The 26331-nt window shown below is 43.8% G+C and carries 22 protein-coding genes; 12 read left to right on the forward strand and 10 right to left on the reverse strand.

What is annotated here, in order from left to right:
* Positions 1–207 precede the first annotated feature (207 nt).
* Complete coding sequence (locus tag BCU34_RS09630) at positions 208–1497, forward strand: citrate synthase (RefSeq protein WP_019820487.1); 1290 nt, start codon at positions 208–210, stop codon at positions 1495–1497.
* Positions 1498–1600: 103 nt separating this feature from the next.
* On the opposite strand, the gene BCU34_RS09635 is transcribed toward BCU34_RS09630, so the two are convergent.
* Positions 1601–2359: a Nif3-like dinuclear metal center hexameric protein gene (locus BCU34_RS09635; protein WP_019820488.1), complete on the reverse strand. Its 759-nt coding sequence runs from the start codon at positions 2357–2359 to the stop codon at positions 1601–1603.
* Between the two features lie 107 nt (positions 2360–2466).
* On the opposite strand from BCU34_RS09635, the gene BCU34_RS09640 reads away from it, so the two are divergent.
* Positions 2467–3225 (forward strand): DUF1853 family protein, encoded by a 759-nt coding sequence (locus tag BCU34_RS09640; RefSeq protein WP_102433586.1) that lies wholly within the window; start codon positions 2467–2469, stop codon positions 3223–3225.
* A 126-nt stretch (positions 3226–3351) separates the two neighbouring features.
* On the opposite strand, the gene pgm is transcribed toward BCU34_RS09640, so the two are convergent.
* On the reverse strand, positions 3352–4998 hold the full coding sequence (gene pgm / locus BCU34_RS09645; RefSeq protein ID WP_102478246.1) for a phosphoglucomutase (alpha-D-glucose-1,6-bisphosphate-dependent): 1647 nt from the start codon (positions 4996–4998) through the stop codon (positions 3352–3354).
* A gap of 92 nt (positions 4999–5090) precedes the next feature.
* A complete protein-coding gene (gene seqA / locus BCU34_RS09650) occupies positions 5091–5630 on the reverse strand; it encodes a replication initiation negative regulator SeqA (RefSeq protein ID WP_019820493.1) in 540 nt (179 codons plus the stop codon).
* Positions 5631–5723: 93 nt separating this feature from the next.
* Here seqA and BCU34_RS09655 point away from each other — a divergent pair, with 93 nt between their 5' ends.
* From BCU34_RS09655 to fldA, 3 genes are all read left to right on the forward strand, one after another.
* Entirely contained in the window at positions 5724–6485 is a 762-nt protein-coding gene (locus BCU34_RS09655) for an alpha/beta fold hydrolase (RefSeq protein ID WP_048660854.1), read from the forward strand.
* A gap of 108 nt (positions 6486–6593) precedes the next feature.
* Positions 6594–6812, forward strand: a complete 219-nt coding sequence (locus BCU34_RS09660) for a DUF2788 domain-containing protein (RefSeq protein ID WP_004737900.1) — start codon at positions 6594–6596, stop codon at positions 6810–6812.
* Between the two features lie 58 nt (positions 6813–6870).
* Positions 6871–7404, forward strand: coding sequence for a flavodoxin FldA (fldA, locus tag BCU34_RS09665; RefSeq protein WP_102478245.1), 534 nt, complete (start codon positions 6871–6873; stop codon positions 7402–7404).
* 96 nt (positions 7405–7500) lie between these two features.
* On the opposite strand, the gene BCU34_RS09670 is transcribed toward fldA, so the two are convergent.
* Positions 7501–8007: a DUF4442 domain-containing protein gene (locus BCU34_RS09670; RefSeq protein ID WP_019820496.1), complete on the reverse strand. Its 507-nt coding sequence runs from the start codon at positions 8005–8007 to the stop codon at positions 7501–7503.
* Positions 8008–8214: 207 nt separating this feature from the next.
* Here BCU34_RS09670 and fcrX point away from each other — a divergent pair, with 207 nt between their 5' ends.
* Positions 8215–8664: a ferric iron uptake transcriptional regulator FcrX gene (gene fcrX / locus BCU34_RS09675; RefSeq protein WP_048606469.1), complete on the forward strand. Its 450-nt coding sequence runs from the start codon at positions 8215–8217 to the stop codon at positions 8662–8664.
* A 54-nt stretch (positions 8665–8718) separates the two neighbouring features.
* Positions 8719–9336: a prepilin-type N-terminal cleavage/methylation domain-containing protein gene (locus tag BCU34_RS09680; RefSeq protein WP_080967728.1), complete on the forward strand. Its 618-nt coding sequence runs from the start codon at positions 8719–8721 to the stop codon at positions 9334–9336.
* Between the two features lie 119 nt (positions 9337–9455).
* Here the strand turns inward: BCU34_RS09680 and glnS are convergent, their stop codons facing one another.
* Together glnS and nagE are read right to left on the reverse strand one after the other, a co-directional pair.
* Positions 9456–11123: a glutamine--tRNA ligase gene (gene glnS, locus BCU34_RS09685; protein ID WP_102478244.1), complete on the reverse strand. Its 1668-nt coding sequence runs from the start codon at positions 11121–11123 to the stop codon at positions 9456–9458.
* Between the two features lie 302 nt (positions 11124–11425).
* Positions 11426–12985, reverse strand: coding sequence for an N-acetylglucosamine-specific PTS transporter subunit IIBC (nagE, locus tag BCU34_RS09690; RefSeq protein ID WP_048612171.1), 1560 nt, complete (start codon positions 12983–12985; stop codon positions 11426–11428).
* A 475-nt stretch (positions 12986–13460) separates the two neighbouring features.
* Here nagE and nagA point away from each other — a divergent pair, with 475 nt between their 5' ends.
* From nagA to asnB, 4 genes are all read left to right on the forward strand, one after another.
* A complete protein-coding gene (gene nagA / locus BCU34_RS09695) occupies positions 13461–14597 on the forward strand; it encodes an N-acetylglucosamine-6-phosphate deacetylase (protein WP_019820501.1) in 1137 nt (378 codons plus the stop codon).
* Between the two features lie 2 nt (positions 14598–14599).
* On the forward strand, positions 14600–15814 hold the full coding sequence (gene nagC, locus BCU34_RS09700; protein WP_017629614.1) for a DNA-binding transcriptional regulator NagC: 1215 nt from the start codon (positions 14600–14602) through the stop codon (positions 15812–15814).
* A gap of 84 nt (positions 15815–15898) precedes the next feature.
* Entirely contained in the window at positions 15899–17485 is a 1587-nt protein-coding gene (locus BCU34_RS09705) for a cation:proton antiporter family protein (protein WP_065675885.1), read from the forward strand.
* A gap of 235 nt (positions 17486–17720) precedes the next feature.
* Positions 17721–19391: an asparagine synthase B gene (gene asnB, locus BCU34_RS09710; protein ID WP_017062196.1), complete on the forward strand. Its 1671-nt coding sequence runs from the start codon at positions 17721–17723 to the stop codon at positions 19389–19391.
* Between the two features lie 81 nt (positions 19392–19472).
* Here the strand turns inward: asnB and rfaH are convergent, their stop codons facing one another.
* Entirely contained in the window at positions 19473–19979 is a 507-nt protein-coding gene (rfaH, locus tag BCU34_RS09715; protein ID WP_102479170.1) for a transcription/translation regulatory transformer protein RfaH, read from the reverse strand.
* A gap of 503 nt (positions 19980–20482) precedes the next feature.
* Between rfaH and BCU34_RS09720 the strand changes: the two genes are divergently transcribed.
* Positions 20483–21877: a peptide MFS transporter gene (locus BCU34_RS09720; RefSeq protein WP_017629610.1), complete on the forward strand. Its 1395-nt coding sequence runs from the start codon at positions 20483–20485 to the stop codon at positions 21875–21877.
* A gap of 105 nt (positions 21878–21982) precedes the next feature.
* Here the strand turns inward: BCU34_RS09720 and hemH are convergent, their stop codons facing one another.
* From hemH to htpG, 3 genes are all read right to left on the reverse strand, one after another.
* Positions 21983–22945, reverse strand: coding sequence for a ferrochelatase (gene hemH / locus BCU34_RS09725; RefSeq protein ID WP_102479478.1), 963 nt, complete (start codon positions 22943–22945; stop codon positions 21983–21985).
* Between the two features lie 279 nt (positions 22946–23224).
* Positions 23225–23869: an adenylate kinase gene (adk, locus tag BCU34_RS09730; protein WP_048660860.1), complete on the reverse strand. Its 645-nt coding sequence runs from the start codon at positions 23867–23869 to the stop codon at positions 23225–23227.
* A 389-nt stretch (positions 23870–24258) separates the two neighbouring features.
* Complete coding sequence (htpG, locus tag BCU34_RS09735; protein WP_048660861.1) at positions 24259–26163, reverse strand: molecular chaperone HtpG; 1905 nt, start codon at positions 26161–26163, stop codon at positions 24259–24261.
* Between the last annotated feature and the right edge of the window lie 168 nt (positions 26164–26331).

Here is a 26331-nt window from a genome sequence, read left to right on the forward strand (position 1 = left end):
TCAGCGCCACTATACGGCTGGCAACATTCTAATACAATTGATGTAACAAATAATGCTACACAGACCAGATTTTTAACGAATTTAATGTAAAAAACACTAACAAGTGCACACAAAGCTGCAGAAAAATTGACTTTCCCACGTAAGACCAGTAAAAAAATGGCACATAAACATCCTGGACGGATTAAATAATAAACAAAGGAGATTGTTATGGCGGATAAGAAAGCTACCCTTCACATTGAAGGTCAAGCGCCAATCGAGCTGCCGATTACAGAAGGTGTACTTGGTACTCCAGTGATCGATGTTCGTACACTAGGTTCTAATGGTTTTTTCACTTTTGACCCTGGTTTTCTTGCCACTGCATCCTGTGAGTCTCAAATCACTTTTATTGACGGTGGAAAAGGTATTCTTTTACATCGTGGTTACCCAATTGACCAACTTGCCAATAACGCTGATTACTTAGAAGTATGTTACATACTTCTTTACGGTGAAGCCCCATCTCGAGCTGAGTACGAAAAGTTCAAGACTACCGTGACACGTCACACTATGGTGCATGAGCAAATTGCTAGTTTCTTCCACGGCTTCCGCCGTGACGCTCACCCTATGGCTGTAATGTGTGGTGTTGTAGGTGCTCTAGCGGCGTTCTACCACGACTCACTTGATGTAAACAACGATACACACCGTGAAATTGCGGCATACCGCCTGATTTCAAAAATGCCGACACTGGCAGCAATGTGTTACAAATATTCAATCGGTCAGCCGTTTATCTACCCACGTAACGACCTTGGCTACGCAGAAAACTTCTTACACATGATGTTTGCAAACCCATGTGAAGAGTATGAAGTGAACCCTATCGTCGCTCGTGCAATGGATAAAATCTTTACTCTACACGCTGATCACGAACAGAATGCTTCTACGTCTACAGTACGTCTTGCTGGTTCATCTGGGGCTAACCCGTTTGCATGTATCGCTGCAGGTATCGCATCACTTTGGGGCCCTGCTCACGGCGGTGCAAACGAAGCTTGTCTGCGTATGCTTGAAGAGATCGGTAGCGTAGATAACATTGAAGAATACGTTGCGAAAGCAAAAGACAAAGATGACCCATTCCGTTTGATGGGCTTCGGTCACCGTGTTTACAAGAACTACGATCCACGTGCAACAGTAATGCGCGAAGCGTGTCACGAAGTACTTAAAGAGCTAAACATCCAAGATCCACTACTAGACGTAGCAATGGAACTTGAGCGTATCGCTCTATCTGATGAGTACTTTGTTTCTAAGAAGCTATACCCGAACGTAGATTTCTATTCAGGTATCATTCTGAAAGCAATCGGCATTCCAGTGTCTATGTTCACAGTAATCTTCGCGATGTCTCGTACTATCGGTTGGATTGCACACTGGAACGAGATGCACAGCGATCCGACGAACCGTATCGGTCGCCCTCGTCAGCTATATACTGGTGAAGAACAACGTGACTTTAAAGCACTTTACGAACGTGAATAGTCGCTATAAAGCATAATGTTAAAAGGGGTTGATGTAAGAACATCAACCCCTTTTCTTTTCTACGGGATACAATCGACTCGTATCCCTCATCTCGCATCTGTTCTTAAACCGGATTATCGATATCGATAAACTCAACATCCAATCCATGCTCTTTTGCTAACCACTCGCCCAATGCTTTAACACCGTAGCGTTCTGTTGCATGGTGACCTGCGGCAAAGTAATGGATGTCTTGCTCACGAGCCGAGTAAGTTGTGCGCTCTGAAATTTCACCAGAGATAAATGCATCAATACCTTGAGAAGCCGCCAGCTCAATGTAATCTTGACCACCACCAGTACACCAACCTACCGTTTCAATCATTTTATCGGCGTTTTCAGGAGCAATATGCAGTGGTTTACGATTTAGAACATGATCAATTTTTTCTGAAAACTCAGCACCTGTCATTGGTTTTTTTAATTTACCAAACATTGCAACCGATTGTGGGTGCCCTTCCAAGCCACCTTCTACCTCAATATCAAGCAGCTCAGCGAGCTTGGCGTTGTTACCAAGTTCAGGGTGGATATCGAGAGGTAAGTGATAACCTAGAAGATTAATGTCATTCTTAATCAGAGTACGAATGCGCTTGCCCTTCATGCCACGAATCGCTTCTGACTCACCTTTCCAAAAGAAACCGTGATGAACCAACAAAGCATCGGCATTCAATTCTACCGCTTTATCAATCAGAGCTTGAGAGGCTGTTACACCAGTAACGATGCGCTTCACTTCAGATGCACCCTCGACTTGAAGACCATTCGGGCAGTAATCTTTAATCTGTTGTGGCTGCAGTTTTTCGTTAAGTAGCTTTTCTAATTGTAAGTTATTCATTTTTATTTCCAGCTTACCTTTATAATAACGTCGTTATATCAATTTACGGGTAGAATGTCGAAAGCCCCAGGGCTATGTTTATAAAGAGCTATGTTTATGAGGAAGAGATGACAGCACTGCAACGTTTTTACCAATGGGTCATCGACTCACCACCATTACTAGAAATCAAGCCACCGATTTCTGATCTCACAGCATTCTCAAACCACCAAGAGCTCGACGACGCACATACTTATGATGGTAATCCTAGATTAGGCTTTCTCTACCAACACTTATGTGAACAAGTCATCACTGCTTCGGATAATTATTCAATCAAGCACGATGAGATCCAGATTAATGTTGAGGGTAGAACACTCGGCGCAATCGACTTTATTCTCGAAAAAGCGAACGACCAAAAGTTAGAACACTGGGAAGTGGCGATTAAGTTTTATCTGCTCCACGAACAAACTTGGTTTGGCCCCAACTCTCACGATCAATTGGATAAGAAGCTCGAAAGGATGCTCAGCCACCAGCTTGGTATGTCATCTTCATCCGCTTTTATTGAGCAGTATCCAGAGATCGATGTCGACTCAAAACATCTCCTCATGCAAGGTCGTCTATACACCAACCCATTCTTAGAGCAAAACGTACCTACTGAATGTTTGGGCTACGACATTAACCCGAGCCAAGTAAACGGCTTTTGGTGCTATCAAAACCAAGCTCATCTAATCACTGAAGCGCTCTACCCTCTCACCAAAGAACAATGGGCGGCAGGGACGGATGATTTCAGCAGTAAGCCTATCACCGAGTTTGGTGATCGCTTCGTCCATGGGCAAACCAAGTCCGGGCAATTCTGGTTTGTGATGCCACAAAGTTGGCCACACGGTTAGTCGTCTAAGCTAACTCACTTACCTTTTCCCGCTTATTACACGCAACCAGCACAAATAAAAAGGGCTGATGTTTTCACATCAACCCTTCTATCTATTTAGCTTTTATATCCAGTAATCAAATTTCGATTACAGACCAGCCGCTGCAAATACTTGGTTCACAATCTCTTGAGCTTCTGCTTCGATTGCTTTCAGGTGCTCTTCACCCTTAAAGCTTTCACAGTAAATCTTGTAGATGTCTTCAGTGCCTGATGGACGAGCAGCAAACCAACCGTTCTCAGTGGTCACTTTCAGGCCACCAATCGCAGCGCCATTACCTGGAGCATGCGTTAAGCGAGCAGTAATCGCATCGCCAGCAAGTGTTTCAGCAGAAACCATCTCTGGAGATAGCTTTTTAAGCACGTCTTTTTGTGCGCCATTTGCTACCGCTTGAATACGGTTATACTTAGATTCACCGTGTTTAGCAGCAAGCTCTTCGTAGTATTCTTGTGGGTTCTTACCCGTTACCGCTGTGATCTCAGCCGCAAGTAGGCAAAGAATCAGGCCATCTTTATCTGTTGACCAAGGCGTACCGTCTTTACGTAGGAAAGAAGCACCTGCACTCTCTTCACCACCAAAACCAAACTGGCCTTTGTAAAGACCATCAACGAACCATTTGAAACCAACTGGCACTTCACAAAGTTCGCGACCTAAGTCAGCAACAACACGGTCAATCAATGCGCTTGATACTAGTGTCTTACCAACAGCAACGTCTTTACCCCAACCTTCACGGTTACGGTATAGGTAATCAATACAAACCGCTAAGAAGTGGTTTGGATTCATCAAGCCTTTAGGTGTCACGATGCCGTGGCGATCGTAATCTGGGTCGTTACCAAACGCTAGAGCGTACTCGTCTTTAAGAGCCAGTAAGCCTGCCATCGCGTATGGGGAAGAACAGTCCATACGAACCACGCCATCTTTATCTAGAGACATAAATTGGAATGAAGGGTCAACCGCTTCACTTACCAGAGTAAGATCTAGATTGTACGCTTTACCAATTTGACGCCAGTAATCAATACCGCTGCCACCCAGTGGATCAACACCAATCTTGATGTTTGCTTTCTGGATCGCTTCCATATCAACGACGTTAACCAAATCAGCGACGTATGGCGCCACTAGGTCGACTTCTTTTACTAGCTCAGACTGTTTAGCCTGTGCGATAGGCGTACGCTTAACACCTTGCATTTGCTCAGCAATGATCACGTTCGCACGGTCTTCAATCGCTTGAGTCAATTCAGCTTCAGCTGGGCCACCGTGTGTCGGGTTGTATTTAATACCGCCGTCTTGAGGTGGGTTATGTGAAGGCGTGATAACAATGCCGTCGGCTTTTTTGTCATTCACTAGGTTGTGCGTAAGAATCGCGTGCGAGATACCCGGTGTTGGAGTAAAGCCGTTGTTTTCTTGAATAATAACTTCAACACCGTTCGCTACAAGCACTTCGATAACCGTAGAGAACGCAGGCTCAGATAGAGCGTGAGTATCTTTACCTAAGAAAAGAGGGCCAGTTGTACCTTGCTCGGCACGAACTTCAGCAACCGCTTGTGCAATTGCTAGAATGTGATTTTCGTTAAATGTTGATTTGTCTGCTGTACCGCGGTGACCTGAAGTACCGAAAAGTACTTTATGATCTGGGTTCGTAGCATCCGGTTGCTGTAAGAAATAGTTAGCAACTAAAGCCGGGATATTATGAAGATCTTCCTGCTGAGCTTTCTGCCCAGCACGAGGGTGCATAGCCATTTTTCGACATCCTTATATATAAAATTTAAAAACAAAAAAACCTCATAATATCTTCTTATCCATGGATATTATGAGGTTTAAATCAGATTTCGTTAAATTGAACCTGTTACTTTTTCTATCAATTCTGCTTGGAAACTCATGCGGCTCATAAGCTGCTCAACCATCTGTCTTTTTCGGCTTGTATTGTTATTAGTAATAACCCAAAAAGGACTTTGTGGAATAGCTTTAGGCTTAGTCGTGTTGCCGTTTGCTAGCAACGTCGCTTCGTTATCTGCAAAGTAAACGCGCTTACGGCCTTTTACTTGAGTTGCTTCTGAAAAGCTTAAAGGGTCGATTTTATGCAGTGTTGATAACACAAGCATGAAACGATCAATGGCTTTCTTTAGTGATGCAAACTCATCTGATATTAGTAGTGAGCGCATTTCTTTAACGCCATCGAACTTCTCTGGAGTAAAGCCTACCTCTTTGCTAACAACGATACCTTTTGGCTCAACGATCTCTTCGATCGGAGCCATGCCTTGGCTATCAACCTGTAACAAGCGGCGCAGAATATCTGAAGCGCTTTCGCCAATACGTTCTGTCTGACCCGCAATAAAACGGTATAGGTCCTCATCAACCTCAATTGTTTTCATTCGCTTTTCACAATCTCAATGTTTAAACTCTGGGGGATTATAGCGAGATCCGCGCGGATACTCTACGTCAAACCCACCATGAATAAGATAAAAATGTCAGTACAGCTCAACTATAAAATTGAAGGTGAGGGTCACACCATTGTTTTGATCCATGGATTATTCGGTAATCTGGACAACCTTGGCTTGCTCGCTAGGGATCTAAAAGCCGATCATCAAGTGCTTAGTATCGATCTACGTAACCACGGCCAATCTTTCCATAGTGACACTCATGACTACCAAGCGATGGCGCAAGATGTCTCTCAACTGTTGAAAGATCTCGAGTTAGACGACGTCACTGTGATTGGTCACTCGATGGGTGGCAAGGTTGCCATGGCACTCACCCAACACCTAGAGCTACGTAAACTGATCGTACTGGACATGGCACCGGTCGCTTACACCCAAAGTCGCCATGATAACGTATTCGCAGGCCTTCAAGCCGTGATAGAAGAAAAACCAGAATCTCGCTCTGAAGCACTTAAAGTACTCGCAAAACATATTGAAATCGACGGGGTTCGCCAGTTCTTAACGAAATCACTATTCAAGTCAGAACAAGGCATTATGGAGTGGCGCTTTAACGTCGCGTCACTACTTGCAAACTACGCTCACATCATTGGCTGGGAACCGATCGACAAAACCTCGGTCAAAACCTTGCTAATAAAAGGTGGGGATTCTGACTACCTCACGGCTGAGCACCAAACTGCAGTTCAGCAGCAATTTTCTAACGCAAAGGCGCACGTCATTGCCAATACGGGTCATTGGCTACACGCAGAAAAGCCAGCTGAAGTACTCAGAGCAATACGAAAATTCATCGCTTAAGCGCGCTTTTTCATGCAGATAAATGAGAGCTGAGTAATCACTGCAGATTAACTTTATCTCGCAACAGTGATATAGTGCGCCCAAGCAAAATTGGTATATAAGGTTCCCATGCTTTACGACTACATGAACATCATTGAATCTGTTGGTTTAGATCTCCTGTTTGCCGCGATTTTCTTTTTAATCGGTATGGCAATTAAGGACGTTCTCAAGCAGGGAAATGTTCCTCCATTTGGTCGTCGCATCGTATGGTTAGTACTTTTCCTTGGCTGTGCGGGTTTTATCGCCAAAGGGATAATCCAACTAAGCTGGGAAGGAACTGGGATCTAACGATTCTCTTCCGAACTTTATCACACCGACAACAGACAAAATGAAAGGTAATGATTCTATGGCAAGTGTAGGTCTCTTCTTTGGTAGCGATACAGGTAACACTGAAGCTGTTGCTAAGATGATTCAAAAGCAATTGAGCAAACAGCTCGTTCACGTTCAAGACATTGCAAAAAGCAGCAAAGAAGATATCGATAACTTCGATCTACTGCTGCTTGGTATCCCTACGTGGTACTACGGCGAAGCACAATGTGATTGGGATGACTTTTTCCCAGAGCTAGAAGCTATTGATTTCTCAACTAAGCTTGTTGCTATCTTTGGTTGTGGCGACCAAGAAGATTACGCAGAATACTTCTGTGATGCTATGGGTACTATCCGTGACATCGTTGAAGCGAAAGGCGGTACTATCCTAGGTCACACATCAACTGAAGGCTACGAATTCGAAGCATCGAAAGGTTTAGTTGAAGGCGATGACAGCCAATTCGTTGGTCTATGTATCGATGAAGACCGTCAACCTGAGCTAACTGATGAGCGCGTATCTAACTGGGTTAAACAAATCCACGCAGAAATGTGCCTAGCAGAGCTAGAAGACTAATTCTCTAGTGGTTGTTAATTGTTACAATTAATAACCATTATGTAGATATGAAAAAACCTCCTTATGGGAGGTTTTTTGCTATTTAAAATCTATTAATTAGCACTCAGCTTCTAATGCTTCATCATCATCTCTAAATTGCGGCTTCTTTCTTACATAGAGGGTGCGTTGAATTTCTGAGACCACATTACCCTGCTTATCTTTCACGTGAATAATAAATTCAGGAAAACACTTTTCACCGAGCTGTGTCTGACGATAGATATCGTCAAGCTGCCCTTGGCTTATCTCAAAATCTGCATACAAGTCCGATTGCCCCGGCTTGATGAAGTTAATGCTCGCTTCTTTATCCCAAACATAATATCGCTCACCTAAAATTCCCATTAACATCAATGAGTAAACGGGATCGGTAAGAGAAAAGATACTGCCGCCATATTGAGTACGATTGGCGTTCTTATTCCACCAGCGTAGCTTAAGTACCGTCTTAACAACCCTAAAGTCAGCGCTAATGTGGGCTATTCGAATACCCGCTCCCCAAAAGGGAGGCCAAATATTAAGAGCAAATTTTACAATGTTGGGTTTATATATTTTTGCGAGTTGCTTATTCATAACAACATTCCATGTTCATATCAGAAACACCGTCACCTTGACTGGTCGTACCTCCACTATAAGTGAGATACTTCCAATTTACAAAACAGATTGTGATGTCAGTAAGTAACCCTTTGAAGTTCGTGGTTTATTGTTATGCCTGACTAAACTATAATGGTATTAATATTGAATTCTGTTAATTGCTGCAGATCATCAACAGGAAAGTATATGTCAGACAATAATCAAGCGCTAAAAGATGCAGGTCTTAAAGTGACCCTTCCACGGCTCAAAATTTTAGAAGTATTACAACAGCCAGACTGCCAACATATTAGTGCTGAAGATTTATATAAGAAGCTGATCGACCTAGGTGAAGAAATCGGTCTTGCAACCGTTTATCGAGTACTTAACCAATTCGATGACGCTGGCATTGTAACTCGTCACCACTTCGAAGGCGGCAAGTCTGTATTTGAACTTTCTACACAGCACCACCACGACCACCTTGTATGTTTAGATTGTGGCGAAGTGATCGAATTCTCTGATGACATCATCGAAGAAAGACAGAAAGAGATTGCTCAGCGTTACAACGTACAACTGACAAACCACAGTTTGTACTTGTACGGCAAAAGCATTAGCGGAGATTGCAAAGGCAATCCAGACGCGCATAAAGCGAAGAAGTAATACAGAACGCTGGCTTAGGCCGGCGTTTTTTATATAGGGCTCCATAAAGTATCCATGAAAAGAATCCCGCTAGTTAAGGCTTTTACTTTAATTGAGATGTTGGTTGTTGTGGTGATTATCGCCGTACTTGCTGTTGTTGCCCTTCCCCGTTTTCTTAACATTCAAACCGATGGCCGTATCGCTCTGTTTGACGCTGCTCAATCTCAATTTCAAACTGCGATAACGTTCGCGCATAGTAAATGGCTAGTGAATGGAGGCGGTAATTCAGAAATGAACGACCTTCCAGGCTTCGGCGAGGATGCTAACGGTAACCCACAGCTAGATATCAACGATGAGGGTTACCCTTTAGGTGTTGATAAAAATTCGCCAATGGGCGCGCCCTACAATATAGGTCAAGGCCATCAAGGTTGTGTCGCTATCTGGGACGCAATTATGAACAGCGATCTTACGGTTACAACCGATCGAGACAATTTTGATGGATTCGATTTTGTATCGCGCCGCCAAAATCTAACCTTTTTAACTAAAGAGGGCGATTCTGTTACTGCTCAAGCGCTCTGCTATTACATCTTCACAGCTGAAGGTCATCATAGAAATCCAGACAGAGCTGAATACGTATTTTGGTATAACTCCCGCACTGGTGAAATCACGAACTCTCGACCAGATGATATATAACTTGAGCGAGTAGAGTAAATTAGCAACGTCCTCTCTAGGCACATATCCGCAGACACAAAAAAACCGGCTCTAAGCCGGTTTTTTATTGGGTCGTTTTTAACAAACTAAATGCTCAAGCATTAAGCTTCAGTTTTACCCCAAGTATCGCGCAGACCAACCGTGCGGTTGAAGACTAGTGCATCTGCTTTAGAGTCTTTCGAATCCACACAGAAGTAGCCTGTACGTTCAAACTGGTACGCTTGCTCTGCAACACCTTCTGCTAGGCTAGGTTCAACAAAACCATTTAGCGTAACAAGTGATTCAGGGTTTAGCGTTGCAGCGAAGTCATCAGCAGCGGCTGGGTTTGCCACTGTGAATAGACGATCGTACAAACGAATCTCAGCAGGCAGCGCTTTATCAGCAGATACCCAGTGGATAACGCCTTTCACTTTGCGGCCATCTGCAGGGTTCTTACCCAATGTTTCATTGTCGTAAGAGCAGAAGATAGTCGTAATGTTGCCTTCTGCATCTTTTTCGATACGTTCAGCTTTGATCACATAAGCGCCACGTAGACGAACTTCTTTGCCTAGAACCAAACGCTTGTACTTCTTGTTTGCTTCTTCACGGAAGTCATCACGCTCAATCCAAACTTCACGGGTAAATGGTACTTCGCGAGTTCCCATTTCTGGCTTGTTTGGATGGTTTGCAACAGTTAACGTTTCTACTGCATCTGCTTCGTAGTTTTCAATAACGATCTTAACTGGATCCAGAACGGCCATTGCACGAGGTGCATTTTCGTTCAGATCATCACGAATGCAAGACTCAAGTGAACCGAACTCAATCATGTTCTCTTGCTTTGTCACGCCAATACGCTTACAGAATTCACGAATAGAGCTTGAAGTAAAACCACGACGACGCAGGCCAGAAATAGTAGGCATACGTGGGTCATCCCAACCTTGAACTAGGTTTTCAACCACAAGTTGGTTCAGCTTACGCTTAGACATCACTGTGTATTCAAGATTCAGGCGACTAAACTCGTACTGACGAGGTTGGCAATCAATCGTGATGTTATCTAGAACCCAATCGTACAAACGACGGTTATCTTGGAATTCAAGCGTACAGATAGAGTGCGTAATACCTTCCAGCGCATCAGAGATACAGTGAGTAAAGTCGTACATTGGGTAAATGCACCACTTGTCAGCTGTTTGATGGTGGTGAGCAAAACGAACACGGTAGATAACAGGATCGCGCATAACCATGAACGAAGAGCTCATGTCGATCTTAGCACGCAAACACGCTTTACCTTCTTCAAAGCCACCGTCACGCATTTTTTCAAACAACGCTAGGTTCTCTTCAGGGCTGCGGTCACGGTATGGGCTCGCTTTACCTGGCTCTTTTAGCGTGCCACGGTACTCACGGATTTGATCAGGACTTAGCTCGTCAACATACGCTAAGCCTTTATTAATTAATTCCACAGCATAAGCGTAAAGCGTATCGAAGTAGTTTGATGAGTAACAAATATCACCAGACCATTCGAAGCCTAACCAGCTTACATCATTCTTAATTGACTCAACGTATTCAACGTCTTCTTTTTCAGGGTTTGTATCATCGAAACGAAGATTACATTGTCCCTGGTAGTCCTGAGCAATACCAAAGTTCAAGCAAATAGATTTAGCGTGACCAATGTGCAGGTAGCCATTTGGCTCCGGCGGGAAACGAGTATGCACGCTACTGTGTGTACCATCCGCTAAATCTTTATCAATAATTTGGCGAATGAAATTCGATGGACGAGCCTCAGCTTCACTCATCTATAGCACCTCTATGTATTTAGTATTGTCAGAGAAAGTTATCTTTCATCCCCAAGAAAACGGTCGCTTATAGCGCCGGTCAAAGATTGAAAGATCATTGTTGCTAATCATCCACAATTCTTTGCCTTTGCACAATAAGAACCGTCCGTTAATTGCGAATATTTCTGCTATTCGATGAAGAATAGAACGAACCGTGTTCATTAGCCTTAAACAGCAGGCACAAAAAAGCCTCCCATGTGGGAGGCTTTCAATTTGACACTTACTTAAGAGTAACTTTACGTCTTAATTAAGTACTTCCTTTACTATGGAAGTTTTACATCAGATAGGTCTTCGCCTGCACCGATAGCTTTCATTTCGCCAGCTACGATTTCAGCTAGTGGGCCTAGGATAACCTGTAGGTTATTTTCACCTAGTTTAACCACACCTTTAGCACCTAGTTTCTTAAGAACAACTTCATCAGCGACAGAGCGGTCTTTAAGAGTTAAGCGTAGACGAGTGATACAAGCGTCGATTGAAGTTAGGTTATCGTGACCACCTAGAGCTTTCAGGTATTGACGTGCAAGGTCGCCTTTTGGTGCGTCGCCAGCAGGAGCTGCAACAGCTTCGTCATCATCTTCACGACCTGGCGATTTCAAGTTGAAAGCGCGGATTGCGAAAGAGAAAGTGAAGAAGTATAGAGCACCGAAACCAAGACCGATTAGTAGTAGTACGAATGGTTTAGTTGCTAGACCCCAGTTCAATACGAAGTCGATAAGACCAGCAGAGAAACCGAAACCGTGCAGAGTACCAAACATGTTAGCAACTACTAGAGACAGACCTGTAAATACAGCGTGCATTGCGTATAGAGCAGGAGCTAGGAATACGAACATGAATTCTAGCGGCTCTGTGATACCTGTTAGGAATGAACAGAATGCAACTGAGAATAGTGCGCCACCAACTTGGCTACGTTTTTCAGCAGGAGCAGCTAGGTACATTGCAAGTGCAGCACCTGGTAGACCGAACATCATTACTGGGAAGAAACCATTCATGAATACGCCAGCGCCTTTATCGCCGCCGAAGAAACGGTGTAGGTCACCAGATTTAACAGTTTCAGTCACTTCTTTAACTACAGTAGTGATTTCTGGAGTTACAGAGTTAGCGAATGTGAATGTGTGCTCTTGGCCAACAACTAGAGTTTTAGCCAGTGCTGGGTCAACACAAAGTTGAGTGATGTTAGCGAATGCGCCTTGACCAGCAACGATGATCTCTTGACATGTACCCATACCGAACCAGAAGTATGAGTTCAATACGTGGTGTAGACCTACAGGGATAAGTGCACGGTTAAGAGTACCGTAAACGAATTGGCCGATAGCGCCAGACGTTGATACTGCGTGAGCCAGTGCGTCTAGACCAGATTGAACACCAGGCCAAACCACACCAGACACAGCACCTGCAACAAGTGCAAATAGACCGGCCATGATAGGTACTAAACGTTTACCCGCGAAGAAAGCCAGCCACTCTGGAAGGCGTGTCGCGTGGAAAGCGTTGTAAGAGTGACCTGCGATGATACCTGCGAAGATACCGCCGAAGAATGACATGTTAACGTCTGCGTTAATTGTCGTTGCTGTAGCAGTTAGTACGAAGTAAGCAACTGCACCAGCAAGACCTGCTGCGCCGTTACCGTCTTTAGAAAGACCAATCGCGATACCTAGACCAAAGAGCAATGGTAGGTTACCGAAGATAGCACCACCAGCTTGCGCCATGAATGGAATATCAAGTAGATCGCCTTGACCTAAACGTAAAAGAAGCGCCGCAATCGGAAGCGTTGCGATTGGTAGCATTAACGCCTTACCAAGCTTCTGTGCATATCCTAGAATATTCACCAGTTGTTTCCCCCTATAGGATTTTTTAGAATTCGTTTGAGAAACTTATTTTAGTCGCTCAATTTAGTCCTATTCAGTGTATTCAATTAATTTTGCTCCGCAAATTAAAACCTTACCATTTGTGATCCTAATCACCAGTTTTTACCAAATCCAGAGGTTTTTGCTAGCGAGATCATAAAACTTATTTTATCATTCAAAAAAATGAACATTTATAGATAAAATCCAAATCTAATCATTAGGTAAAAAGATGGTATCTGCGGGCTTCTATTGCCGTATGAATAATCATTAACAATGAACCTAAATGTATAATAATGATCAGTTTTTCATATATTTTTCAAATACTTAAATAGCTTCCCATATTGAAGCCGTTTGCCCATAAAAGATAAATCGTTACGTAAATGATGCTCGCAAACTAAGTCCGCATTTAGGTAACGAACGAATTTAAAAGATCTCACGAAATAAGGATTAGCTGACTATGTACGCGCTAAGTAACTGTAAAATTTACACTGGTAGTGATGTTCTGACCGATCATGCTGTTGTAATCGAAAACGAACTGATCAAAAAAGTCTGTCCTATCTCTGAATTGCCAGAGGGAATCGAGGTTCGCGACCTAGACGGAGCAAACCTAAGTCCAGGTTTCATTGACCTACAACTGAACGGTTGTGGCGGTGTAATGCTTAACGATGAGATCACTGCAGAAACCATGCAGATCATGCACAAAGCAAATCTGAAATCTGGCTGTACTAGCTTCTTACCAACGCTTATCACCTCTTCAGACGAAGATATGCGTGCGGTTATTACGGCAGCTCGTGAGTACCACAACCAGTACCAAAACCAATCTTTAGGTCTGCACCTAGAAGGTCCGTACTTGAACGTTGCGAAAAAAGGCATCCACAGCGTCGATCACATTCGTAAGTCTGACAACGAAATGATTGAGCTTATCTGTGACAACAGTGACCTTGTTGCAAAAGTTACATTAGCTCCAGAGTTAAACGACCCTGAACACATTGAACGCCTGCACAAAGCTGGCGTTGTGGTTTCTATCGGCCACACCAACGCAACTTACGCAGAAGCACGCCAAGGTTTTGAATCTGGTATCACGTTCGCTACTCACCTATTCAATGCAATGACCCCTATGGTCGGTCGTGAACCGGGCGTTGTAGGCGCGATTTACGACACACCAGAGGTTTACGCTGGCATCATTGCCGACGGTTTCCACGTTGATTACGCAAACATCAGAATTGCGCATAAAATCAAGGGAGAAAAGTTGGTATTAGTGACGGATGCCACAGCTCCTGCAGGTGCTGACATGGAATACTTTATTTTTGTCGGTAAGAAAGTATATTACCGTGATGGTAAGTGTGTTGATGAAAACGGCACACTGGGCGGCTCAGCTCTGACTATGATTGAAGCAGTTCAGAATACAGTTGAGCACGCTGGTATCGCTTTAGACGAAGCTCTTCGCATGGCTACGCTATACCCAGCTACGGCTATCGGTGTAGAAAGCAAGCTAGGTCGAATCAAAAAAGGCATGGTTGCAAACCTAGCTGTATTTGACCGAGACTTTAACGTTAAAGCGACTGTTGTTAACGGACAATACGAGCACAATTAAGTATGAATGGCGGACAAATAGGTAACGTAGACTTAGTTAAACAACTAAACAGTGCGGCGGTATACCGACTTATAGACCAACAAGGGCCTATCAGTCGTATACAAGTGGCTGATGTAAGCCAACTCGCACCGGCAAGTGTTACAAAAATTACCCGCCAACTTTTAGAGCGCGGCCTAATTAAAGAGGTTGCGCAGCAAGCGTCTACTGGCGGTAGACGCGCTATCTCCCTAACCACAGAAGTAGAACCTTTTCATTCTGTCGCTGTGCGTTTAGGTCGAGACTACATTCAAATAAGCCTTCATGACCTTGGCGGTCGTGAGTTGGCTTTCCAACAGCAAGACCTGAATTATTCAGACCAGTCAGACCTTACCCAAGGCTTGGTTAATAATTTGAAGGCTTTTATTGCTGAACACCAACCAAAGATCGATCAGCTGATTGCTATTGGTGTCACACTTCCAGGCTTGGTTAACCCAACGACTGGTGTTGTTGAGTACATGCCAAACACGGATATCGATAACCTGGCTTTAAGTGACATTATTCGCGACACATTCCATGTCGCTTGTTTTGTGGGTAACGATGTTCGCGGAATGGCGCTTGCAGAGCACTACTTCGGTGCAAGTAAAGACAGCCAAGACTCTATTTTAGTGAGTGTTCACCGTGGTACCGGCGCAGGTATTATCGTAAATGGTCAGGTTTTCTTAGGTCACAACCGCAACGTAGGTGAGATTGGCCATATCCAAATCGATCCGCTAGGCGAGCAATGCCAATGTGGTAACTTCGGTTGTCTTGAAACCGTAGCGGCAAACCCAGCAATCGTTGAACGAGTTCAAAAACTGATTAAACAAGGCTATGAGTCTTCTTTAACAGAGCTTGACCGTATTACGATTCAAGATGTGTGTGACCATGCAATCAATGGTGACGAACTGGCGAAGCAAAGCTTAGTTCGAGTAGGAAACCAGTTAGGTAAGGCTATCGCCATGACGATTAACTTATTTAACCCTCAAAAAGTTATCATTGCTGGTGATATTACCAAGGCACAAGAGATTGTTTTCCCTGCAATTAAGCGCAATGTAGAGAATCAGTCGTTAACGACTTTCCATAGCGGCTTGCCTATTGTAGCATCACAGATCGATAAACATCCTACGATGGGAGCTTTTGCCATGATTAAGCGCGCCATGCTCAACGGCGTGTTACTGCAGAAGCTTCTCGAAGACTAGAGAAAAACAATTCTGATTTTCCGCGGGCCGTGTTTGTATAAACACGGCCCGTTTTTTTAAGCTAGGGAACTACAACAACAAGTTATGGAACTTATATTAATATCCACTGCGTTTATCGCAGGATTTATTGCTTTAAAGTGTCACCTTCCCCCATTAGTTGGTTTTTTGGTTGCAGGCTTTGGGCTTTTTGCCTTTGGCTTTGAAACCAATGACACCATCATTACTTTAGCTGACCTTGGTGTTACTCTGCTTCTATTTACTATCGGCTTAAAGCTCGATATCAAAACCCTACTCTCTAAAGAGATCTGGGCTGGCGCGACAATCCACAACCTTTTGTCCACTCTGTTTTTCGCCGTCGCCCTGTTTGGCTTTAAGTTCTTAGGTATTTCATCGCTAGCTGCCATGTCGGTAGAACAGATCGTTCTGCTCGGTTTTGCTCTTTCATTCTCTAGTACCGTATTTGCGGTTAAGACTCTGCAAGAGAAAGGCGAAATGAATGCGACCTACGGAACGTTAGCGATTGGTATCTTGGTCATGCAGGATATCTTCGCCGTAGTATTCTTAACGGCTTCTACGGGCAAAATACCTGAGTGGTATGCGATTGCTCTGTTTGCCCTACCCTTATTACGCCCACTGTTCTACAAAGTGCTCGATTGGGTTGGTCACGGTGAGATGCTGGTTCTTTCCGGCATCTTCTTCGCATTAGTCGTCGGTGCTGGTTTATTCCATTTGGTTGGTGTGAAACCAGACTTGGGGGCTCTTGTTTTAGGTATGTTACTTGCTGGTCACCCAAAAGCCTCAGAATTATCAAAGTCGCTGTTTAACCTTAAAGAACTTTTCCTTGTCTGTTTCTTCTTGAACATTGGTTTGTCAGAGCAACCAACCATTCAAGGCTTTATGCTCGCAATCTTGTTCTTGCTGATGCTGCCAGTGAAAGGTGTTCTCTACTTCTTGGTACTCAACCGCTTCAAGTTCCGTGTTCGAACGTCTCTACTTGCCTCGCTATCACTGTTTAACTATAGCGAGTTTGGCCTCATCGTTGGTGGTCTCGCCTTCAAGATGGGCTGGATGTCAGGTGACATCTTGGTGGCTGTGGCAATTGCTGTTTCACTGTCGTTCTTAATCGCAGCACCTTTAAACCGAGCTGGTCACAAGCTTTATCAGCAGTCAGGTAAATGGCTAAAAGAGCATGCGTCAGAAAAGCTTCACCGACGTGATAAGCGAATTGACCCAGGTCGGGCCCAAGTGCTGATTCTTGGTATGGGACGAATTGGTACTGGTGCTTATGACGAATTACGCACTCGCTATGGCAAAGTCAGCCTAGGTGTTGAAGTTCGCGAAGAAGCCGCGCACAATCACAGAAGCCATGGCAGGAACGTGATCTCTGGTGACGCGACTGACCCGGATTTCTGGGAACGAATTCTAGATACAGCAAACGTAAAGCTAGTGATCCTGGCTATGCCTCACCACCAAGGTAATCAAACCGCTTTAGAGCAATTGAAGTCACGTAACTTTAAAGGCCAAATTGCGGCTATTGCTGAATATCCAGATCAACTCGAAACACTGAAAGAGAATGGCGTTGATGCGGCATTTAACATTTACAGCGAGGCTGGTAGTGGTTTTGCTCGCCACGTTTGCGAACAGTTAAATCCAAATATCAATAAAATCTAGTATTAGACCGTGTTCAACTAAACCTCTCAAAACTGACTATTTTTCGCACTTTTGAGAGGTTTTTGTTTAAAAAACCAACCGCAATTAAACATCACACACCAAAAGCACATAAAAATTAGATAATTTCTAACAGAACACCCTTTATATTATTTTTTTGCTCACATCCGGTTGCTTTTTTTAGCCAGAATGGCAAATTGAATGCAGTTGATTTAGAAATTATTTAAAAGGAAGTTCTATGTGTTCAGTATTTGGCATTCTCGACATTAAAAGTGATGCCGCAGCACTTCGCCCTATTGCTTTAGAAATGTCTAAGAAGCTTCGTCACCGTGGTCCGGACTGGTCTGGTATCTATGCTGGTGAAAAAGCAATCCTTGCTCATGAACGTCTTGCTATTGTTGGCTTGAACAGTGGTGCTCAACCACTATACAGCCAAGACAAAAAGCACATTCTTGCAGTGAACGGTGAAATTTATAACCACAAAGAACTTCGCGCACGCTATGAAGATAAGTACCAGTTCCAGACTGATTCTGACTGTGAAGTTATCCTAGCGCTATACCAAGAGATGGGTGCAGACCTTCTAGAAGAGCTTAACGGTATTTTCGCCTTCGTTTTATACGATGAAGAGAAAGACGAATACCTAGTGGGCCGCGACCATATTGGTATCATCCCGCTTTACCAAGGTTACGATGAGCACGGTAACTACTACGTTGCTTCAGAGATGAAAGCATTGGTTGAAGTATGTAAGACGATCAGTGAATTCCCTCCTGGTAGCTTCTACTCTTCGAAAGATGCAGAACCTCAACGCTACTACATCCGCGATTGGAACGAGTACGCTGCGGTACAAGGCAACAGCACAAGCAAAGAAGAACTGACTGAAGCACTAGAAGCAGCTGTTAAACGCCAACTAATGACTGACGTTCCTTACGGTGTACTTCTATCTGGTGGCCTTGATTCATCAATTACTTCAGCGGTCGCTAAACGCTTTGCTGCAATGCGTATCGAAGATGATGAGCAATCTGAAGCTTGGTGGCCACAACTACACTCATTCGCAGTTGGCCTTGAAGGCGCACCAGATCTTATCGCTGCTCGTGAAGTTGCGGACAAGATCGGTACTGTGCACCACGAGATGACTTACACCATTCAGGAAGGCTTAGATGCGATCCGTGATGTTATCTACCATATCGAGACTTACGATGTAACGACGATTCGTGCATCAACGCCAATGTACTTGCTTGCTCGTAAGATCAAAGCAATGGGCATCAAAATGGTATTGTCTGGTGAAGGTGCTGATGAAATCTTTGGTGGCTACCTTTACTTCCATAAAGCGCCAAACGCAAAAGAGTTCCACGAAGAAACAGTACGTAAGCTACTTGCTCTAAGCATGTTCGACTGTGCTCGCGCAAACAAATCATTGGCAGCATGGGGCGTTGAAGGTCGTGTACCATTCTTAGACAAAGAGTTTATCGATGTCGCAATGCGCCTGAACCCTGAAGACAAGATGTGTGGTAACGGTAAGATGGAGAAACACATCCTGCGTGAGTGTTTTGAAGACTACCTACCAGATTCAATCGCATGGCGTCAAAAAGAGCAGTTCTCTGATGGTGTTGGCTACGATTGGATTGATACATTGAAAGCAACGGCTGAAGCAAAAGTAACGGATCAACAAATGGAGGCTGCTAAGTTCCGTTTCCCTTACAACACGCCAACAACCAAGGAAGGTTATGCTTACCGTGAAATCTTTGAGGAGCTATTCCCTCTAGAATCAGCGGCAGAATGTGTACCAGGTGGACCTTCAGTTGCTTGTTCATCAGCAAAAGCGATTGAGTGGGATGAGTCATTCAAAAACTGTGTCGACCCATCGGGCCGTGCAGTACAAGCCGTTCACAACGATGCTTACAACGCTTAGAGCGTTTTGAACAAACCCTAAAGACTAAAAAAGGCGCATGATGCGCCTTTTTATTTTTAAGCCTATTTTTTATTGTTGCAGTTATGCGTGAGCTTGTAGTGCTTCGTTCTCAATACTGATAGGAACCACGTGGCTGATCATTTTTACCAACATAATCGATCGAGCCTCACCGTCTTTCTGATCGAAAATAGCCTCAACCCCGGCAAACTGGCCACTCTGAATCTTAACCACCTGCCCAGATTCAAACTCAACACAACAATCTTCAGTTTCGATGCTGTAGCACTTCTCAAACTCTTTGAGTTCAAAAACCAAGTCACCTTGGACCTCATGCGGTCTTGTGCCGAACTTAATAAAGTCCACCACACCGCGCGTTGAACGAACAGTCGTGAAGCTAGGACCTTGCTCATAGTCAAAGCGAACAAAGATGTAAGATGGAAACAGCGGCTCTTTGACCTGCTTTTCTTTCCCTCTCACCACCTTTTCGACTTCTATTTGAGGATAAAAGCACTCTACCCCTTGATTCTCTAAGTGCTGTTGAGCGCGTTTTTGATCACCACGCTTACAGTAGAGCAAATACCAACGTTTCATTTTACTAGCCATTTTCTATTTTTGAACATTTTACCACAAGCCTAAAACGGTTTAATCACCGTTAATAAAATGAAGACTGATAAGCAAGAAATTATGCGTAACAGACCAACTTATCAACAAAAAGTCATAGGTCCGAAAAGTGGTTAAGCATTGTACAGGGATCATTTACAGATAAAAAGGCGCATTCTTGTAAGCGTATGTATGCCAGATAAATAAAACACACCATACCCTATGAAGATCAAAATGATACAACAAGTCAATGCATTTCACTTTTATTATTCGGTAATTCTTTTAAAAAGCTCACTATGCATCCAGCCCAAAACTGGAAAATTAGTTTGCAGCACGCATTATCTGGGTAACATTGCATAGAAAACCCCTTATTTTCATGCAGTTATAAAAAATTAGTTATCGTAACCATAAAAGACGCCTATTGCAGATGGTTATTCCACTCTGTATACATAAGTGACTATAAAATCTTTTAATACCTAAAATTAGTAAAACTTATGCCAAGCACTCACAACATCTTTGGCCACCCTAGAGGCCTATTTCTACTATTTAGCACAGAGCTATGGGAACGTTTCTCCTACTATGCAATGCGTGCAATTCTTGTTTTATTCTTAACTGATACCACTCTTAATGGTGGCCTTGGTTGGTCAACAAAAGACGCTCTCGATCTCTACGGGATCTACACAGGTTTAGTCTACATCACACCATTAATTGGTGGCTGGATTGCCGATAACTACCTAGGACAACGTAAATCGATCCTAATTGGTGGTGTATTGATGGCTCTAGGCCAATTCACACTGGCTCTACCTAACGGCTTTATTGGCTTAGACCAAGTCAACGCTCTGTACCTTGGTTTAGCACTGCTTATCAGTGGTAACGGTATGTTTAAACCAAACATCTCGACCATGGTTGGCGACTTGTACCAAGAAGGTGATAACCGCCGTGATGGTGCTTTCACCATTTTCTACATGGGCATCAACTTAGGCGCACTACTTGGTGGCTTGATTTCCGGTGCAGCAGTGGATTCATTCGGTTGGAAAGCGGGCTTCTTGGCTGCTGGTATCGGTATGGTTATTAGCTTGATCATGCAAATGACGATGGCTCAATCTTGGTTAGGCAACATCGGTTCTGTACCTGCGGCTGCTCGAGCAAAAGAACTGAACAAATCGAAAGAGAAAGCGCCACTAACTAAAGAAGAATTCGACAGACTAAAAGTTATTCTGATTATGGGTCTGTTCGTGATTGTATTCTGGGCGGGCTTTGAACAAGCTGGCGGCCTAATGAACATCTACACTCAACAATATACTGACCGTATGATTGGTGGCTTTGAAGTTCCTGCTGCGTGGTTCCAATCTTTGAACCCATTCTTCATCATTACACTTGCTCCAATCATTGCTGCGTTCTGGGTGAAACTGGGTAAGCGTGAGCCAAACTCACCTGTTAAGTTTGCGATGGCGCTGTTTTTCTTAGCACTTGGCTTTGTGTGCATGATGGGTGCGGTAATGGAGCAAGGTGGTGACCTAACAGTGAAAACATCGATGTTATGGCTAGTAGGTGCCTTCTTCTTCCATACACTTGGTGAGCTTTGTTTATCGCCTATTGGCCTGTCGTTGGTCACTAAGCTAGCTCCACTTCGTTTAGCATCACTAATGATGGGTGCTTGGTTTGGCTTCAATGCGGTTGCAAACTACGTAGCAGGCCTAGTGGGTTCTCACGTTGGTGAGCTTGGCGCGATGTCTATCTTTGGTGGTATCGCGATTACAGCAACAATTAGTGGCGTATTATTGCTTCTTTGTGCTGGTAAGCTCGTATCCTGGATGCATGGTGTAGAAACCAACATGACGCTTGAAGCAGAGCCAAAAGCTGAGACAGCAGAAACGTCTGTTGCTTAATATCTAGAGCTATTTCAAGAAGAAACTTCAAGTTCAAAAAGGGCTGCTCAATGAGCAGCCCTTTTGTTATTTATGCGATAAGACGTAATCAAGGCTCAGCAGCTGTTAGCGATATAGAGCGACTAACTCTGCCATCATATCGATGTGCGAGTCTCTGTCGTTCAAACACATAATGTAGCTAAAGTCCGAACCACCAGCGTCAATGAAAGTATCTTTACACTGGTCTGAAATCTCTTCTAACGTTTCCAAACAGTCAACCGAAAATGCAGGTGCCATGATGTCGATCTTCTTGATACCTTTGCTTGGCAGTGATTCAAGTGTCTCGTCAGTGTATGGCTTCAACCACTCCTCTCGACCAAATCGCGATTGGTAGGTCATGGTGATGTCTTCTTCAGATAAACCTAGCTCAGCAGCAAGCAGCTTTGTCGTTGCTTCACAATGCTGTGGGTAGATATCGCCTTCATCAGCTAAGCGCTTCGGAATACCGTGGAACGAACAAACCAAGTGATCGGCTCTGCCATTTTGTTCCCAATGGCTACGAACGCTTTCAGCCAATGCTTTGGCATAGCTAGGGTGTGAGTAGTAGTCACGAATAAAGCGATAGCTTGGGATAACTGGCATCTGTTTAAAGGCTTTGGTTAAACCATCAGAAACTGCCGCTGTGGTTGTGCCAGAATACTGAGGATATAAAGGCAGTACGATGATGTCCTCAACGCCCTGGTCCATCAGTTGCTCAACACCAGTCTTAATGCTTGGGTTACCATAGGTCATACCCAGTGCAACCGGCATCTCTAGTTTCTTCTGGAGCTTTTCAGCTTGTCTTTGAGAATACACAAACAGTGGTGAGCCTTCATCCATCCAGACAGATTGATACAACTTGGCTACTTTGGGTGCTCGAATCGGTAAAATCACCCCGTGCAAGATTGGGCACCAAAGCCAACGGGTTAGGTTTACTACTCGCTTGTCGTGTAAGAATTCACTCAAAAATCGACGAACGCCAGCTGGGGTCGCCGAATCTGGTGTTCCTAAGTTCACCAGTAAAACGCCCTGCTTTTTATTATTTTCCATAGATACCTGAGACCAATATGTGATTTTCTGGAAAGTAATATACTAATCTGCATAAGTTTAAGATCATTGGTTCCCACTAAATGTCTGAATAATCATTCTTTAAATGGGATATCGCAACATCTACTCTCGATTGTGAGCCACCTTCATCAAAAACGGTTTCATCTTGAATGGTGTGTAATCGAATTATCTAGATTGGTATCGTACTAAAAACTGAAACAAAAAAAGCGACCCTTAAGGTCGCTTCCAATATATCAAATTCTAAAACTGGCTGTTAGCCAATTATGCTAGTGCTTTCTCAAGTTCTGCACTAACTTCAGCAACTTGCTTAGTACCGTCAAACTTAAGGTACTGAGTGTTGCCTGCTTCAGCTTCTTTACCGTAGTAAGAGATTAGCGGAGCTGTTTGATCGTGGTATACGCCTAGACGTGCACGAACGGTTTCTTCTTTGTCGTCATCACGTACAACTAGCTCTTCGCCAGTTACGTCATCTTTGCCTTCTTCTTTAGGCGGGTTGTACACAGTGTGGTATGTACGGCCTGAAGGAAGGTGAGCACGACGACCAGCCATACGCTCAACAATCACATCGTCAGCAACGTCGAATTCAACAACGTAATCAACAGCGATGCCCATTTCTTTTAGGCCATCAGCTTGTGGGATTGTGCGTGGGAAACCGTCTAGTAGGAAACCTTTCTCACAGTCATCTTGAGCGATACGCTCTTTGATAAGACCAAGGATAATTTCATCAGAAACTAGCTGACCAGCGTCGATTACTGATTTTGCTTGCTTACCAAGCTCAGTACCCGCTTTGATAGCAGCACGTAGCATGTCACCAGTTGAAATTTGAGGGATACCAAATTTGTTCATGATGAAGTTAGCTTGAGTACCTTTACCCGCGCCAGGAGCACCTAGAAGAATGATGCGCATGTTTAATCCTCTTATAAAATTATGATTTATACCGAAGCTCACTATCCCACCTTCCTCGTTCATATTTAAGATAAACAGGAAAAGTTAGGTAACAGCTGAGGTTAAGCAAAACTGTAAACAGAAGCAAAACGGTAAGTTTCGGTATAACGTTTAAAAATCATACAACTGGAAGAAATTGGTTCCTAGCTCCAGCTGATTAGGTCGAGCATTCTATCACATTAATATTCAATTTGGCTGAATTTACGACTAAAGAATGTATCGGCAACATTTGTTGTGACGATAACGGTGACGTTGACCACGTTTAATAGATTTTCAGCGACGTTCATAAAAAAAAGCCCGCATTTGCGAGCTTTTTATTACAATTTTTGGCTTAACCTAAAGTCGAAAGACTAACGCTTTGTCAGTAGCTCGTTGATTGCACCCAAGAATTGTGACGGATCTTCCATTGAGCCCTTTTCAGCCAGCATCGCTTGCCCAAGTAGCAACTCAACCCAACGACCAAACGCTTGCTCGTCTGCTTCATCGGCCATTTGTTTAACCAGAGCGTGCTCAGGGTTAATCTCGAAGATGTACTTCACTTCAGGCGCAGCTTGACCAGCAGCTTCAAGAAGCTTAGCCATTTGCGTGCCCATTTCGAAGTCGTCCGTTACTACAACCGCAGGTGTTGTTGCTAGCTTGAAGGTCGTACGAACTTCTTTAACACGACCACCTAGGTAAGATTGAGTGCGCTCTACAACAGACTTGAACTCTTCTTCAGTCTCTTTCTGCTTCTCTTTCTCTTCTTCACCTTCAAACTTGCTTAGATCTAAGCCTGCTTTTGTGATCGATTGGAATTGTTTGCCATCAAAGTCAGTTAGATAGTTCATTACGTACTCATCAATGCGATCGTACATTAGAACCACTTCAATACCTTTCGCTTTGAACTGCTCCAAGTGTGGGCTGTTCTTAGCTGCAGCGTAGCTATCCGCTGTTAGGTAGTAAATCTTATCTTGGCCTTCTTTCATGCGTTCAACGTAAGATTCAAGGCTGATGGTTTGTTCAGCAGAATCCACTTCCGTTGACGAGAAACGGAGTAGACCAGCGATCTTCTCTTTATTCGCCATGTCTTCAGCTGGGCCTTCCTTCAATACTAGGCCGAACTCTTTCCAAAACTCTAGGTACTTGTCATTGTCATTCTTTGCCATGCGCTCAAGCATAGTTAGTACACGCTTGGTACATGCGCCACGAAGAGACTGAGTTACCTTGTTGTCTTGCAGGATTTCACGAGACACGTTCAATGGCAGATCGTTTGAGTCAATCAGACCGCGAACGAAACGCATGTAAGATGGCATGAACTGCTCTGCGTCATCCATGATGAATACACGCTGCACGTAAAGTTTCAAGCCACTCTTGTGGTCACGGTTCATCATGTCCCAAGGTGCTTTCGCTGGGATGTAAAGCAAGCTTGTGTAGTCGTTCTTACCTTCAACCTTGTTGTGGCTCCACGTCAGTGGATCAGCAAAGTCGTGAGATACGTGCTTGTAGAACTCTTGATACTCTTCTTTCTCGATATCAGATTTGTTACGAGTCCAAAGCGCTTGCGCCTTGTTAATCTGTTCCCAATGCTTCTCTTCGGTGTCTTTACCTTCGTCATCTTTCACGGCTGTGAAGATAGAAACAGGGATGCCGATGTGATCAGAGTACTTACCAATCACTTCACGCAGGCGCCATTCGTTTAAGAACTCTTTACCGTCTTCACGCATATGCAGAATGATGTCAGTACCGCGAGATTCTTTAGTGATGTCTTCGATGGTGTAATCGCCTTCGCCAGCAGAGTGCCATTGAACGGCTTCATTGTTTTCTAGGCCAGCTGCACGAGTGCGAACCGTTACCGCGTCAGCAACGATAAACGCAGAATAGAAACCAACACCAAATTGACCAATCAATTGAGAGTCTTTGCTTTGGTCTTCAGATAGCTTTGAGAAAAAATCTGCAGTGCCTGATTTAGCAATCGTACCTAAATGCTCAATAACATTGTCACGGCTCATGCCGATACCGTTATCAGAAATCGTTAAGGTGTTTGCTTCAGCATTGAATGAAAGTTTCACACCTAAATCAGCATCACCTTGGTAAAGGTCACCATTAGATAGAGCTTGAAAACGAAGCTTGTCAGCCGCGTCAGATGCGTTAGAGATCAGCTCACGTAGGAAGATTTCCTTATTTGAATACAGTGAGTGAATCATTAGATGAAGTAGTTGTTTTACTTCAGATTGAAAGCCACGAGTCTCTTTATTTTGCGTTGCCGTTTCGCTCATTTTTACTCCAAAACATCTATACTTTATGTTGAATAACCATAGGGGGAGTAACACTTGATGCCACTCTTATGTTCATTAACATGAGGATGACAAATGTAAATTCAAGGTCAAAAATCATAAAAACACTGTTTTTTTGATCTGTTTTTATTATCCTTGAGTCTGATAAAT

Origin of the sequence: Vibrio sp. 10N.286.45.E10, from assembly GCF_002874195.2 — a bacterium.
In the GTDB taxonomy this organism is placed as follows: domain Bacteria; phylum Pseudomonadota; class Gammaproteobacteria; order Enterobacterales; family Vibrionaceae; genus Vibrio; species Vibrio crassostreae.